At 63.9% G+C, this 14698-nt stretch carries 16 protein-coding genes; 2 read left to right on the forward strand and 14 right to left on the reverse strand.

The features are described from left to right. Window positions 1-14 precede the first annotated feature (14 nt). Window positions 15-686, reverse strand: a complete 672-nt coding sequence (gene ccmB / locus QZ497_RS06815) for a heme exporter protein CcmB (protein ID WP_295472483.1) — start codon at window positions 684-686, stop codon at window positions 15-17. Further along, on the reverse strand, window positions 683-1315 hold the full coding sequence (ccmA, locus tag QZ497_RS06820) for a cytochrome c biogenesis heme-transporting ATPase CcmA (protein WP_295472485.1): 633 nt from the start codon (window positions 1313-1315) through the stop codon (window positions 683-685). Before ccmA ends, ccmB begins: the two co-directional genes overlap by 4 nt. Before the next feature lie 145 nt (window positions 1316-1460). Here ccmA and QZ497_RS06825 point away from each other — a divergent pair, with 145 nt between their 5' ends. Further along, a complete protein-coding gene (locus QZ497_RS06825) occupies window positions 1461-3089 on the forward strand; it encodes a flagellar hook-length control protein FliK (RefSeq protein WP_295472487.1) in 1629 nt (542 codons plus the stop codon). Next, entirely contained in the window at window positions 3089-3418 is a 330-nt protein-coding gene (locus QZ497_RS06830) for an EscU/YscU/HrcU family type III secretion system export apparatus switch protein (protein WP_295472489.1), read from the forward strand. Before QZ497_RS06825 ends, QZ497_RS06830 begins: the two co-directional genes overlap by 1 nt. A 241-nt stretch (window positions 3419-3659) precedes the next feature. Here the strand turns inward: QZ497_RS06830 and QZ497_RS06835 are convergent, their stop codons facing one another. The 12 genes from QZ497_RS06835 to fleN form a co-directional block, all read right to left on the reverse strand. Beyond that, window positions 3660-4055 carry a DUF2802 domain-containing protein gene (locus QZ497_RS06835; RefSeq protein ID WP_295472491.1) on the reverse strand — a complete coding sequence of 132 codons (396 nt, stop codon included), beginning with the start codon at window positions 4053-4055 and terminating at the stop codon, window positions 3660-3662. Window positions 4056-4058: 3 nt separating this feature from the next. Continuing rightward, window positions 4059-4538 carry a chemotaxis protein CheW gene (locus tag QZ497_RS06840; RefSeq protein ID WP_045489510.1) on the reverse strand — a complete coding sequence of 160 codons (480 nt, stop codon included), beginning with the start codon at window positions 4536-4538 and terminating at the stop codon, window positions 4059-4061. A gap of 57 nt (window positions 4539-4595) precedes the next feature. After that, the gene (locus tag QZ497_RS06845; protein ID WP_295472495.1) at window positions 4596-5495 is read right to left on the reverse strand and encodes a CheW domain-containing protein; all 900 of its coding nucleotides are present in this window, start codon (window positions 5493-5495) and stop codon (window positions 4596-4598) included. Window positions 5496-5597: 102 nt separating this feature from the next. After that, the gene (locus tag QZ497_RS06850) at window positions 5598-6386 is read right to left on the reverse strand and encodes a ParA family protein (protein ID WP_295472497.1); all 789 of its coding nucleotides are present in this window, start codon (window positions 6384-6386) and stop codon (window positions 5598-5600) included. A gap of 39 nt (window positions 6387-6425) precedes the next feature. Continuing rightward, window positions 6426-7313, reverse strand: coding sequence for a flagellar motor protein MotD (gene motD / locus QZ497_RS06855; protein WP_295472499.1), 888 nt, complete (start codon window positions 7311-7313; stop codon window positions 6426-6428). 3 nt (window positions 7314-7316) lie between these two features. Continuing rightward, on the reverse strand, window positions 7317-8057 hold the full coding sequence (locus QZ497_RS06860; protein ID WP_295472502.1) for a flagellar motor protein: 741 nt from the start codon (window positions 8055-8057) through the stop codon (window positions 7317-7319). Continuing rightward, entirely contained in the window at window positions 8057-9214 is a 1158-nt protein-coding gene (locus tag QZ497_RS06865; protein ID WP_295472504.1) for a chemotaxis response regulator protein-glutamate methylesterase, read from the reverse strand. The genes QZ497_RS06860 and QZ497_RS06865 overlap by 1 nt, the downstream gene beginning before the upstream one ends. Window positions 9215-9259: 45 nt before the next feature. After that, a complete protein-coding gene (locus QZ497_RS06870; protein WP_295472506.1) occupies window positions 9260-11584 on the reverse strand; it encodes a chemotaxis protein CheA in 2325 nt (774 codons plus the stop codon). Between the two features lie 35 nt (window positions 11585-11619). Then, the gene (locus QZ497_RS06875; RefSeq protein WP_295472508.1) at window positions 11620-12405 is read right to left on the reverse strand and encodes a protein phosphatase CheZ; all 786 of its coding nucleotides are present in this window, start codon (window positions 12403-12405) and stop codon (window positions 11620-11622) included. 20 nt (window positions 12406-12425) lie between these two features. Next, window positions 12426-12800 carry a chemotaxis response regulator CheY gene (locus QZ497_RS06880; protein WP_295472510.1) on the reverse strand — a complete coding sequence of 125 codons (375 nt, stop codon included), beginning with the start codon at window positions 12798-12800 and terminating at the stop codon, window positions 12426-12428. 234 nt (window positions 12801-13034) lie between these two features. After that, on the reverse strand, window positions 13035-13775 hold the full coding sequence (gene fliA / locus QZ497_RS06885; protein ID WP_295472512.1) for an RNA polymerase sigma factor FliA: 741 nt from the start codon (window positions 13773-13775) through the stop codon (window positions 13035-13037). Further along, entirely contained in the window at window positions 13772-14608 is an 837-nt protein-coding gene (gene fleN, locus QZ497_RS06890; protein ID WP_295472515.1) for a flagellar synthesis regulator FleN, read from the reverse strand. The genes fliA and fleN overlap by 4 nt, the downstream gene beginning before the upstream one ends. Window positions 14609-14698 lie beyond the last annotated feature (90 nt).

Genomic DNA, 14698 nt, shown 5'->3' on the forward strand with positions numbered 1-14698 from the left:
CATCGCGACCTCGATCATTCCGCGACGCTGATCTTCAGCCCTTCGGCGATGGCGAAGGGGGTCAGGGTCAGCGCCAGTGCTGCCAGGCTGGCCAGCCACAGCAGGTAACCCGTCGCCGGCATGCCCTGCAGCGCGGCCTGCAGTGCACCGCTGCCGAGGATCAGCACCGGGATATACAGCGGCAGGATCAACAGCGCCAGCAACAGGCCACCGCGCTTCAGGCCGACGGTCAGCGCCGCCCCCACGGCCCCGAGCAGGCTCAGCACCGGCGTACCCAGCAGCAGCGAGGCCACCAGCACGCCGAGGCACTCGCCCGGCAGCCCGAGCATCAGCGCCAGCACGGGCGCCATCAGCACCAGCGCCAGGCCGGAGAACAGCCAGTGTGCCAGCACCTTGGCCAGAACCATAAGCGCCAAGGGGTGCGGCGAAAGGACCCACTGCTCCAGCGAACCGTCCTCGAAGTCGCTGCGAAACAGACCATCGAGCGACAGCAGTACCGCCAGCAATGCCGCCACCCACACCAGTCCGGGCGCCAGGGTGCGCAGCAGGCCGGCTTCAGGGCCGACCGCCAGGGGGAACAGAGCAATCACGATAGCGAAAAAAACCAGCGGGTTGAGCAGCTCCGCCGGACGGCGACTCAGCAGGCGCAGCTCGCGCAGCAGCAACAGGGTAAAGGCGTGGGTCATGCGCGGCCCTGCCCCAGGTCAAGATTACGGTAACCAGACGGCTTGCCGCCCAGGCTGTGATGGGTCGTCAGGACCACCAGGCCGCCCTGCTCGCAGTGCCTGGCCAGATGCGCTTCCAGTTGCGTGACGGCGTGGCTGTCCAGGGCCGTGAACGGCTCATCCAGAACCCAGACCGACGGCCCCGGCAGATACAGGCGCGCCAGGGCGACGCGGCGTTGCTGGCCGGCCGACAGGCTGTGACAAGGCACGTCTTCGAAGCCTCGCAAGCCGACCTGCTCGAGGGCCTGCCATAAGGTCTCGGCTGCCACCGGTTGGTGCAGCGCACAGAGCCAGGCGAGATTTTCCAGGGGGGTCAGGACATCCTTGATGCCCGGCGCGTGGCCGATCCACAACAGTTGGCGGGCCAACGCCGCGCGCTGGCCTGCCAACGGCTGGCCGCCCAGGCGCACCTCGCCGGCCGTCGGACGCATCAACCCGCACAGCAGGCGCAGCAGGCTGGTCTTGCCGCTGCCGTTCGGCCCGCTGACCTGCAGCATGTCGCCGCCTTGCAGGTGCAGGTCCAGGTTGTCGAACAGCAGACGAGCGTCGCGTTCGCAGCCCAGCCCGATGGCTTGCAGGTCCAGCTTCATCGACCTTCCCGGTTAATGGTGGGTTCAAGTCGACCTTGCAACGGCCGTTACACTAATGCAACGTGATTGCAAGGTCGGAAAAAAAGCGTCGCATTATACATGGACGCCCAGCTCCAGAGCGCTCCAATCAACGGGTTACAGCTCAATGACAGGTGACATCGCCAACGTTCCAGCGGCCAATCCGGCCATCATCCAGGCCCGCGCCAGCCTGGCCGCCAATCAGGTACTGACGCTGTTCAATGCCATGGCCGAGCTGATTCCCCCGGGCGAAAACGCCAAGGCCGAAGTCGTGACCCTCAAGCAGGTCGGCCAGCAGTTCGAACTGTTGCTGCGGGTGCTGCTCGCCAATGGCAGCCAGGTCAGCGTGCAGGCCACCAGCGACCAGCCACTGACGCCCGGCACCCGGCTGCTGGTGACACAATCTTCGCCCATCGAACTGAACCTGAGCCTGCAACAGATCAATAATGCGGCGAATAACCTCAAGACCGAACTGGATCTGCGCCAGGTCCCGGTGGGCACCCTGCTGCAGGCCAAGGTCTTGACCAACCAGGCCATCGACAAGGCCACCGGCCAAGTCATCGCCCAGCCGCAGGGCGCTGCGGCGGCGCTGCCGGCCACGGTGGCCTATCGCTCAATCATTATCTTGCTCAACACCGCGCTGGCCGGGACCAGCCTCAGCCTGGAAAGCCCGGCGCCGCTGGTGCCTGGCAGTCTGCTCAACGCCCGCGTGCAGGACAGCCAGGCGCTGAGTTTCGTGCCCCTGCCCGGCCGTCTGGATCAGCTCGCGGTGAACCAGCAGCTGGCCGCCCAGCAAAGCCGCCAAGGATCCCTGGAGACCCTGTTCAAGGCCCTGCAGGACCTGCCGCGTACCCAGGCGAACCTGCCCCCCGCCGTGCAGAGCAGAATCGACACCCTTCTGGCCGAGCTGCCGCCCCTGCGCCAGCTGACCAGCCCACAGGGGCTGGCCCAGGCATTGAATGCCAGTGGGATGTTCATGGAGTCGCGGCTGCTGGCCGGCCAGGATATGGCGCAGCTCCCGGACCTCAAGGCCGGCCTGCTGCGCCTGGTGGCACAACTGCTGCCGCCTGGCGTGCCCGCCAATGTCGCCTACGGCGCCGCCGCAGCCAGCAATACCCTGGTGCGCACCATGCCCAGCGCGATCCGCAATGCCCTGGGCACTCTGGGCCAGGTGGCGCCACGGCCCGAGCAGCTCAGTTTCCCCCTGCCCGCCCGGGATGTCGCCGCCGGGGTGGACAAGGACGACCTGGAACTGCTGTTGAAACTGGCCGCCGCCGCCGTATCGCGTATCCAGAGCCATCAGCTTGGCGCGCTGGAACAGACCCGCAGCAATGCCGACGGCACCCAGGTCACCACCTGGCAGACCGAAGTGCCGACCCGTAACGCCCACGAAGTGGTGCCGCTGCAGGTCAAGATCCAGCGCGAAGACCCGCCGCCCGAAGAAGACCCGCGCCAGGCTGGCGAGGACCGCTCTGCCCAGGCCCGGGAGCCGTTGTGGAACATCGACCTGGCCTTCGACCTGGAACCGCTGGGACCGCTGCAGGTGCATGCGCGGCTGGTGCGCGGCACGCTGTCCAGCCAGCTCTGGGCACAGCGCGAAAGCAGCGCGCAACTGATCGAACAGGAACTGGGGCACTTGCGCGACCGCCTGGTGGCCTGCGGGCTGACGGTCGGCGACCTGAGCTGCTCGCACGGCGCTGCTCCGCAAGGACCGCGCACCCAACTCGAACAACGCTGGATCGACGAGAACGCCTGATGAGCCATGCCGACCTGACCGCGCCCCGCCAGGCGATCGCCCTCACCTATGATGGCGAGCAGGCACCGACCCTGAGCGCCAAAGGCGAAGACCGGATCGCCGAGGAGATCCTCGGCATCGCCCGGGAGCATGAAGTGCCGATCTACGAGAACGCCGAGCTGGTCAAGTTGCTGGCGCGGCTGGAACTGGGTGACAGCATTCCCCAGGAGCTGTACCGCAGCATCGCCGAGATCATCGCCTTCGCCTGGCACCTGAAGGGCAAATACCCGGTGGGCATGGGCCCGGATGATCCGCCTATCGAGAAGGACATCACGCCGAAAAGCGATTGAGCGACCGGGGAGTGTTGCAGGGTACTGGCAGGACCGGCTTCAGCCGGGAACCCTCTGAGCGACGATGGGCTTTGACCGCACTACTTGTGGCTGGGTGGGAGCGGCTTTAGCCGCGAAAGCGCAAGGAAATTCACTGCATTTGCTGTGAACATGCGGCCGCTTCGCGGCTGAAGACGCTCCTACACGGTCTAACCGAACAGTATTGGCTTTAGCCGCAAACCCGATGGTCACGGCCTGGCCATCAGGGCGCGCTGCCGTGCAGCTTGCTCATCAGCTGAGCTTCGGCCTGGGTCAGACCACAGGCCTGGGTCAGTTCTTCGACGCTCGCGCCCATGCCTACCAGCCGGGCAGCCTGGGCGAAACTGAGGGTCGAGGGGTCGCGCTGTTCCAGCGCAGTGATCTTGTCTGGCAACGGAGCGACGATGGCGCGTAGCTCGCGCAGGTCCTCGCCCATGCCAACCGTGCCTTTCTGGTAGTTGTCGACGCGGCGGGCCAACTCGCGCAGCCGCTGTTCACGGGCGACATCGGCCTGCTCACGCTCCACCTCGAGCTTGCGCTGGCGCTTGATGTGGCTCAGGAGCACGCCCAGGGTGGCAACCCAGGCGACGCCCAGAACCCCGACAGCAATCTCAAGCATTGGTCAGATGTTCTCCAGCTCGGACCATTCTTCCTCGGTCATCATCTTGTCCAGCTCGACCAGGATCAACAGCTCGCCGTTCTTGTTGCACACGCCCTGGATGAACTTGGCCGACTCGTCGTTGCCCACGTTAGGCGCGGTCTCGACTTCCGACTGACGCAGGTAGACCACTTCGGCCACGCTGTCGACCAGGATACCGACCACCTGCTTGTCCGCCTCGATGATCACGATACGGGTGTTGTCACTGACTTCGACAGGCGCCAGGCCGAAGCGCTGACGGGTGTCGATCACGGTGACGACGTTGCCGCGCAGGTTGATGATGCCCAGTACATAGCTGGGAGCCCCCGGCACCGGTGCGATCTCGGTGTAGCGCAGCACCTCCTGGACCTGCATCACGTTGATGCCGTAGGACTCGTTGTCCAACCGGAAGGTAACCCACTGCAGGATAGGATCTTCGGAACCTTGTGCAGACGACTTATTCATGTTTCCAACCCCTCACCTATGTGCTGTGCAGGCAGCGCAATACGCGCCGTCCAATGGTTATCTAAGCGTGTTTATCTGCTTGACCGCGCCACTGGCGATCAGCTCGGCCAACTGTGCAACATCCAGCAAGGCGCACATGTGCTCGATCACCGTACCGGCCAGCCATGGCCGATGACCGCGCGAAACGCGCCACTTGATCTCGTCGGGGTCCAGGCGCAGCGAACGGCTGACCTGGTGTACCGCCAACCCCCACTCATACCCCTGCACCGAGATGACGTACTGCAGGCCCTGGCGGAAATCCTCGCGGTAACGGTCAGGCATGACCCAGCGCGCGGTGTCCAGCACCTTCAGGTTGCCGGCCTGGCACGGCAGGATCCCCAGGAACCAGTCGGGCTGGCCGAACAATGGGGTCAGCTCCTGCCCTTGCAGTGAATAGATCGAGCCCAGGCACACCAGCGGTACCGCCAGGGTCAGGCCTGCCACGTCGAACAGCAGGCATTCGAACGGTTCCTCGGCCCACTCCGGACGGCCATCGATGGCCGGAGGCGGAGGTGGCGGCTGATCGACCTTGGCATTGAGCTGGGCCACCGGCTCGACACGCGTCGACTCTTCGGTGACCACGGGCGCCACCGGTTCGGCAACCGGCACCACCACACGCACCTCGACCGCCGGTTTGGCTTCGACCACCGGCTGGGTAGGCACCACCACCGGCGCCGGGGCAGGAGCCGCTACAGGGGCAGGTACCGCCACCGGACGTGGCCGGGGCGCCATGCGCGCATCACGGGCCTGCTCTTCGAGCACGGCGGCCTTGAATTCGTCGAAATCGTTTGGCGGCGCGATGACCTCGAGCTGTATCGCCTCGTCCGGCGTGACTTCGTCGATGTCCTGAAGCAACGCGTCCAGGTACGACTGCAGAGCAGCTTGTGGCCGGGTGGCGATGTCTACGGGACGAATCATGTCAGGGCCCAACGAAAGGAAATGCCAAACGCTTCTGACCGGGTTATCGGCTGCAGGGAAGCCGGGCTTGAGCAGCGAAACGACAAGAATTGCATTGCCATGTCAGGCCACCTGCGTTGTCAGTTGTTCGGCGAGCAGATGCTTGAGCAGGGCCCGGTAGGCCAGCACGCCACGGCTCTTGTTGTCGTTCTGCGACGGTGTCACGCCAGCCCGGCTGGCGTCGCGCAAACGCGTATCGACCGGCACGTAGGCTTTCCAGACGTGCTCGGGGAAACTGTCGCGCAGCAGCTTGAGCGTTCCCATCGAAGCCTGGGTGCGCCGGTCGAACAGCGTCGGCACGATGGTGTACGGCAGCGGCGTCTTGCGCGAGCGGTTGATCATGGCCAGGGTATTGACCATGCGCTCCAGGCCTTTCACGGCAAGGAACTCGGTCTGCACCGGGATCACCAGCTGCTGGCTGGCGGCCAGGGCATTGACCATCAGCACGCCCAGCAGCGGCGGGCTATCGATCAGGGCGTAGTCAAAATCCTGCCACAGCTGAGCCAGGCTCTTGGCGACTACCAGGCCCAGGCCGCTCTGTCCTGGCGACTGGCGCTCCAGGGTTGCCAGGGCGGTGCTGGACGGCAGCAGGGAAATGCGCTCGTCGCTGGTGGGCAACAGCAGCTGGCCCGGCAACCCTTCCGGCACGCTGCCCTTGTGCAGGAACAGGTCGAAGGTGCTGTGCTCCAGTTCGTCTGGGTTATGCCCGAAGTAACTGGTCATCGAACCATGCGGGTCGAGATCGACCACGACCACACGCTTGCCCGCGTCAGCCAGCAGGCCGGCCAGGGCAATGGTCGTGGTGGTCTTGCCGACCCCACCTTTCTGATTGGCGACTGCCCAGACTCTCATTTAGGTGTATTCCTTGCGCACGACAACTGACCTACCGCTTCAACGAACGGCCGACGGAGAATTGACGGCATTGGTGCCTGACGGCGAACTTGCCGGAACCGGTGCAGTTTGTGTGCCAGCACGCCGCAGCGCCGCATCCGGACGCGCATTGGCCGAGCCACTGCTGGTCAGGCTGCGGCGCACATCCAGATTGCGCGAGATCACCAGCACCACGCGGCGGTTCTGTGCACGCCCCTGGGCCGTGGTGTTGGAAGCCACCGGCTGGAATTCGGCGTAGCCGACCGACGCCATGCGCGCCGGGTTGACCCCATACATGGCCAGCAGGCGCACGATGCTCGCCGCACGCGCGGAGGACAGCTCCCAGTTGGTGGGAAACTGCGCCGTGTTGATGGGCTGGTCGTCGGTAAAGCCTTCGACATGCACAGGGTTGTCGAAGCGCTTGACGATATTGGCCACCCGCTCGATCAGGTCGAACGCACGGTTGCTCGGCATGGCATCGCCACTGCCGAACAGCAGGCTGGAATTGAGCTCGATCTCGACCCATAGCTCGTTGCCACGCACGGTCATCTGGTCGGAGCTGATCAGGTCGCCAAACCCGGCCCGCACGTCGTCGGCGATGGTCTGCAAGGGGTCGACGCTGTTCGCGCCGATGCCGGCGTCGGTCTGCTCACTGTCCTTGAGCAGCGGCTGGGCCGGGGTGACGCTCTGCGGCCGCTGTTCACCGACCGGAATCGGCTTCATGGAGCGCTCGGCTTCGTTGAACACCCCAACAAGGGCCTGGGAGAGAATCTTGTACTTGCCTTCGTTGAGCGAAGAAATCGAGTACATCACCACGAAGAAGGCGAACAGCAAGGTGATGAAGTCCGCGTAGGACACCAGCCAGCGCTCGTGATTTTCGTGCTCTTCATGACGACGGCGACGGGACATCGATTACTCCATGAAGCCTTGCAGCTTGAGTTCGATGGAGCGTGGGTTTTCCCCCTCGGCGATGGACAGCAGGCCTTCGAGCATCATTTCCCGGTAGCGCGACTGGCGCATGGCAATGGCCTTGAGCTTGTTGGCCACCGGCAGCAGGAACAGGTTGGCACTGGCCACGCCGTAGATGGTGGCGACGAACGCCACGGCGATGCCTCCGCCCAGCTGGCTGGGGTCGGCAAGGTTGCCCATGACGTGGATCAGGCCCATCACCGCACCGATGATGCCGATGGTCGGCGCATAGCCGCCCATGCTTTCATAAACCTTGGCCGCCTGGATGTCGCGGGTTTCCTGAGTGATGAAGTCCACTTCCAGGATGCTGCGGATCGACGCCGGCTCGGCGCCGTCGACCAGCAACTGCAGGCCTTTGCGCGCATAAGGATCGGGTTCGGCGTCGGCCACGCTTTCCAGGCCCAGCAGGCCTTCCTTGCGCGCGGTCATGCTCCAGCCGATGATGCGGTCGATGCCGCCGGACAGGTCGATGCGCGGCGGAAACAGGATCCAGGCGAGGATCTGCACCGCGCGCTTGAAGGCGCTCATCGGCGACTGCAGCAGCGAAGCGCCCAGGGTACCGCCAAGCACGATCAGCGCGGCCGGCCCGTTGATCAGCGCGCCGGCGTGGCCGCCCTCGAGAAAGTTGCCGCCCAGGATCGCAACGAACGCCAGGATCAGGCCGATTAGACTCAGGACATCCATCAGAGACACGCCTCGACCAGATGACGACCGATGTCGTCCAGGCTGTACACGGCATCGGCCAGGTCGGCCTTGACGATCGCCATGGGCATGCCATAGATCACACAACTGGCCTCGTCCTGGGCCCACACCGTACTGCCACCCTGCTTGAGCATGCGCGCGCCTTCGCGGCCATCGGCGCCCATGCCGGTGAGCACCACCGACAGCACCTTGTCACCGTAGGCCTTGGCCGCCGAGCCGAAGGTGATGTCCACGCACGGCTTGTAGTTCAGGCGCTCGTCGCCGGGCAGGATCTTCACCGCACCACGGCCGTCGACCATCATCTGCTTGCCGCCTGGCGCCAGCAGGGCCAGCCCCGGACGCAGCAGATCGCCGTCTTCGGCTTCCTTGACGCTGATCTGGCAGAGCTTGTCCAGGCGCTCGGCAAAGGCCTTGGTAAAGGCCGCCGGCATGTGCTGGATCAACACGATGGGTGCCGGAAAATTGGCAGGCAACTGGGTCAGAACCCGCTGCAACGCGACCGGCCCACCGGTGGAAGTGCCGATGGCCACCAGCTTGTAAGCCTTGCGCCGCGGCGTTCCGGAGTGATGGGCGTGGCTGGGTGCCGGAGCCGCCGGGCGAGCCGGAGCCGGAGCCGGGCGGGCACTGCTGGGTGTCGGCGCAGGCGCAGGTGCTGGGCGCCGCGCGGCCGGGGTGGCTGCCGGCGCAGGCGCAGGAGCCGCCGAGCTGGAGGCCGGCGTGCCGAAGGAGCTGAAGCGCCGGTTGCTGCGCGCGATGCTGTTGATCTTCTCGCACAGCAGCTGCTTGACCTTGTCGGGGTTGCGCGAGATGTCTTCGAAATTCTTCGGCAGGAAATCGACCGCACCGGCATCCAGGGCGTCGAGGGTGACGCGGGCGCCTTCGTGGGTCAGGGAAGAGAACATCAATACCGGCGTAGGAATACGCTGCATGATGTGACGGACCGAGGTGATGCCATCCATCATCGGCATCTCGTAGTCCATGGTGATGACATCCGGCTTGAGCGCCAGGGCCTGTTCGATGGCTTCCTTGCCGTTGGTGGCCGTGCCGACCACCTGAATGAGGGGATCCGAGGAGAGAATTTCCGAAACGCGGCGGCGGAAGAAACCGGAATCGTCCACCACCAGGACCTTGACTGCCATAAACACTCCAATAGACCCCGGAGCATCGCTGCCCCGGGGCCAGAATCAAATACGCCGTGCGGCGTAACGCTTGAGCATGCTCGGAACGTCCAGGATCAGTGCAATCCGGCCGTCGCCGGTGATGGTCGCGCCCGACATGCCCGGCGTGCCCTGCAGCATTTTGCCCAGCGGCTTGATGACCACCTCTTCCTGACCGACCAGCTGGTCGACCACGAAGCCGATGCGCTGGGTACCCACCGAGAGGATCACCACATGGCCTTCGTGCTGCTCCTCGAAGGACGCCGACTTGATCAGCCAACGCTTGAGGTAGAACAGCGGCAGCGCCTTGTCGCGCACGATGACCACTTCCTGGCCGTCCACCACGTTGGTGGTCGACAAGTCGAGGTGGAAGATCTCGTTGACGTTGACCAGCGGGAAGGCGAACGCCTGGTCGGCGAGCATCACCATCAGCGTCGGCATGATCGCCAGGGTCAGCGGCACCTTGATGACGATCTTCGAACCCTGGCCCTTGGTCGAGTAGATGTTGATCGAGCCGTTGAGCTGGGAAATCTTGGTCTTGACCACGTCCATGCCCACGCCACGACCCGAGATATCGGAAATCTCGCTCTTGGTCGAGAACCCCGGGGCGAAGATCAGGTTGTAGCAGTCGGTGTCGCTCAGACGGTCGGCGGCATCCTTGTCCATGACCCCGCGCTTGACCGCGATGGCGCGCAGCACCGCCGGGTCCATGCCCTTGCCGTCGTCGGAGATCGACAACAGGATGTGATCACCTTCCTGCTCGGCAGACAGCACCACCCGGCCACTGCGCGACTTGCCAGCGGCTTCGCGCTCGTCCGGCATCTCGACACCGTGGTCGACGGCGTTACGCACCAAGTGGACCAGCGGGTCGGCCAGCGCCTCGACGAGGTTCTTGTCGAGGTCGGTCTCTTCACCGACCAGCTCCAGGTTGATTTCCTTCTTGAGCTGGCGGGCCAGGTCGCGAACCAGACGCGGGAAGCGCCCGAAGACCTTCTTGATCGGCTGCATGCGGGTCTTCATCACCGCGGTCTGCAGGTCGGCGGTTACCACATCCAGGTTGGACACCGCCTTGGACATGGCCTCGTCACCGCTGTTGAGCCCCAGGCGCACCAGACGGTTACGCACCAGCACCAGCTCGCCGACCATGTTCATGATCTCGTCGAGGCGCGCGGTGTCGACCCGTACGGTGGTTTCCGCTTCGGAGGCCACCGGTTTCTCGCCCGCCGGAGCGGCAGCCGGTTTGGCCGCTGCCGGTGCAGGCGCAGCAGGTGCGGCAGGTGCTGCGGCACGGGCCGCCGGGGCCGGCGCAGGCTTGGCCGCCGGAGCGGGAGCCGGTGCCGGTGCGGGTGCTTCCGCTTTGGCAGCGGCGGCAGCAGGCGCCGCCACGGCCGCACCGCTGACGGCGGCTGGCTCGAACTTACCCTTGCCGTGCAGCTCGTCGAGCAGGTTTTCGAATTCGTGATCGGTGATCTCGTCGGAAGCCGCCGCACTGGCGGTCGGCGCGGCGGCCGTCACCGTCGGTGCCTGGGCGGCGACACCGCCGTCGAAGGAACCCTTGCCATGCAACTGGTCGAGCAGCGCTTCGAATTCGTCGTCGGTGATTTCGTCACCGCCCGGCGCAGCAGCGGCCGACGCTGCTGGCGGGGCACTCGGCGCGGACGCCGCTGTGGCCTTGCCGGCATCGAAATTGCCCTTGCCATGCAGCTGGTCGAGCAAGGCTTCGAATTCGTGGTCGGTGATCTCGTCGCTTTCTACCGCGCCCGCTGGGGCGGCTGGTGCGGGTGCGGCTGCCGCGGCATCGCCTGCAGGGCCGTGCAGTGCATCGAGCAACTGATCGAATTCAGCCTCGGTAATCAGGTCGCTGTCGTCGGCAGTGGCCTCGACAGCCTCGGCGACCGGCGTCGGCTCGCTGACCGGCTCGGGCGCGGCGACAGGTGCGGGTGCAGCAGGCGCGTCAGCCGACTCGGGTTCGGCGAGGCGCGCAAGTGCCTGCAGCAACTCTGGGGTAGCCGGGGTGATGTCGGTGCGCTCACGCACCTGACCGAACATGCTGTTGACGGTATCCAGGGCTTCAAGCACCACGTCCATCAGCTCTGCGTTAACGCGTCGTTCGCCCTTGCGCAGGATGTCGAACACGTTCTCGGCGATGTGACAGCATTCCACCAGCTCATGCAGCTGGAGGAAGCCGGCGCCCCCTTTTACAGTGTGAAAACCGCGAAAAATTGCATTGAGCAAATCCGCATCGTCCGGTCGACTTTCCAGCTCGACCAACTGCTCGGACAGTTGCTCTAGAATCTCGCCGGCCTCTACCAGAAAATCCTGAAGGATCTCTTCATCGGCGCCGAAGCTCATGGGGGGTGCTCCCTAAAATTGACCGTCAATTGACCTTAGAAGCCAAGACTCGATAGCAAGTCGTCCACGTCATCCTGCCCGGAAACGACATCTTCACGTTTATCGGCATGAATCTGCGGACCTTCACCCTGAGCGGTATGTTTTTTCGGATCTTTTTCTGCCTGCATGGCTTCGTGATCATGCTCGATGCCAGCGAAACGATCGACATGGCTGGCCATCAGCACCAGCTTCAGCAGATTGCTTTCAACTTCAGTGACCAGTTGCGTGACCCGCTTGATCACCTGGCCGGTCAGGTCCTGATAGTCCTGGGCCAGCAGAATGTCATTGAGGTTGCCCGCGACCGCATGGCTGTCCTGCTCGGCTCGAGTCAGGAACACATCGACGCGACGCGCCAGGTCCCGGAACTCTTCGGCACCGATCTCGCGGCGCATGAAGCGACCCCAGTCGGCGCGCAGCACCTTGGCTTCATCGCTGAGGCCATTCATCATCGGCGCGCTCTGCTCCACCAGGTCCATGGTGCGGTTGGCAGCCCCTTCGGTCAGCCTCACAACATACGACAGACGCTCGGTGGCATCCGTGATCTGGGACACTTCTTCGGCTTGCGGCATGTGCGGATCGATGTGGAAATTGACGATCGCGCTGTGCAGCTCGCGCGTCAATTTGCCGACTTCCTGGTACAAGCCACGGTCGCGAGTCTGGTTGAGTTCATGGATCAGTTGCACGGCATCGCCGAACCGGCCCTTTTCGAGGCTGGCGACGAGTTCTTGCGCATGTCTTTTCAGGGTCGACTCGAAGTCACCCAGTGAATCTTTGTTATCCATAGCACCCTCGCGGCATGCAATCAGCTATTGACGCGCTCGAAGATCTTTTCGATCTTTTCTTGCAGGACTTGCGCCGTGAAGGGCTTGACCACATAACCGTTCACACCGGCCTGGGCGGCCTCGATGATCTGCTCACGCTTGGCCTCGGCAGTCACCATCAGCACAGGGATGTTCTTCAGGCGCTCGTCCTGACGGACATTGCGCAGCAGCTCGATCCCGGTCATGCCCGGCATGTTCCAGTCGGTCACCAGAAAATCGAACGCACCACTCTGCAACATAGGCAGCGCGGTCAGGCCGTCATCGGCTTCCGACGTGTTGGTGAACCCCAAGTCACGCAACAGGTTTTTTATGATCCGCCGCATCGTTGAAAAGTCATCAACGATGAGGATTTTCATGTTCTTGTCCAATTCGACCTCCAAGCAGTCTTTAACGGGCCCGCTCCCCGGACCCGCTGTTCACTCAATACGAATACAGCCCATCTTCGACCACACCCCTGACAGCCAAGTATCAGGACACGCACAAGACGCCCGCAGCCCCCCTCACGGAGTCGACTGACAGGCTCCTGCCTTGTCTGGATGCTTGCCTAACCTGATGCAACCGGTCTGAAACCAGAGAAAACCGCGAGCGCCTCAACGCGCGCGCCATTCCCCCAGACGCCCCCGCAGACGCGCTGCACACTGGCTGTGCAACTGGCTGACTCGCGATTCACTGACCCCCAGGACCTCCCCGATCTCTTTGAGGTTCAGTTCCTCGTCATAGTACAACGCCAGCACCAATCGCTCACGCTCCGGAAGATTGGCAATGGCATCGGCCAAGGCATTCTGGAAGCGTTCATCCTCGAGATCTCGGGAGGGCTCCAGCGAACCGCTGGCGCCATCCTCATGCAGCCCGTCATGTTCGCCATCCTGCAGCAGGTCGTCGAAACTGAACAGCCGGCTACCCAAGGTGTCGTTCAAGATAGCGTAATAATCATCAAGACTTAACTGGAGTTCGGCAGCAACTTCATGATCTTTAGCGTCGCGACCCGTTCTTGCCTCAATTGCACGTATTGCATCACTGACCATACGTGTATTGCGGTGCACGGAACGCGGTGCCCAGTCGCCTTTGCGCACCTCGTCGAGCATCGCGCCACGGATGCGGATGCCGGCGTAGGTCTCGAAACTGGCCCCTTTGCTGGAGTCGTATTTGGTCGAGACTTCCAGCAGGCCGATCATGCCGGCCTGGATCAGGTCCTCGACCTGCACACTGGCTGGCAGACGCGCCAACAGGTGATAGGCGATGCGCTTGACCAAGGGTGCGTAACGCTCGATCAGTTCGTACTGTGAGTTGCGTGACGCCTTGCTGTACATCTGATAGCCGCTTGCTGTCATTGGACCGGTCCTGCTGCGCTGGTCTGGTGAACAAGTCGCTCGACGAAGAACTCGAGATGCCCGCGCGGGTTGGCAGGCAGTGGCCAGGTGTCGACCTTCTGGGCGATGGCCTTGAAAGCCAGCGCACACTTGGAGCGCGGGAAGGCCTCGTAGACCGCGCGCTGCTTCTGTACCGCCTTGCGCACGCATTCGTCATAGGGCACGGCACCGACGTACTGCAGGGCCACGTCGAGGAAGCGGTCAGTGACCTTGGTCAGCTTGGCAAACAGGTTGCGCCCTTCCTGCGGTGTCTGCGCCATGTTGGCCAGGACCCGGAAACGGTTCATGCCGTAGTCACGATTGAGCAGTTTGATCAGCGCGTAGGCGTCGGTGATCGAGGTAGGCTCGTCGCAGACCACCAGCAGCACCTCCTGGGCGGCGCGCACGAAGCTCACCACCGAGTCGCCGATGCCCGCGGCGGTATCGATGACCAGCACGTCGAGGTTGTCGCCGATTTCGCTGAATGCCTGGATCAGCCCGGCATGCTGGGCCGGGGCCAGGTGCACCATGCTCTGCGTGCCCGAGGCGGCCGGCACGATGCGCACCCCACCCGGGCCCTGCAAGAGCACATCGCGCAGCTCACAGCGGCCTTCGATCACATCGGCCAGCGTGCGTTTGGGCGTCAGGCCCAGCAGGACATCGACGTTGGCCAGGCCAAGGTCGGCATCGAGCAGCATGACACGGCGCCCAAGCTCGGCCAGCGCCAGTGAGAGGTTCACCGAAACGTTGGTCTTGCCCACGCCACCTTTGCCGCCGGTCACGGCGATAACCTGTACAGGATGCATGCTGCCCATGTTATTTCTTTACCTTGTCATGCTTGGACCGAAACCACATTACGGGCTGCACGTTCCGTGTCGAACAATGCCTGGCAGACCAGCGATGCA

Source organism: uncultured Pseudomonas sp. (assembly GCF_913777995.1).
GTDB lineage: Bacteria > Pseudomonadota > Gammaproteobacteria > Pseudomonadales > Pseudomonadaceae > Aquipseudomonas.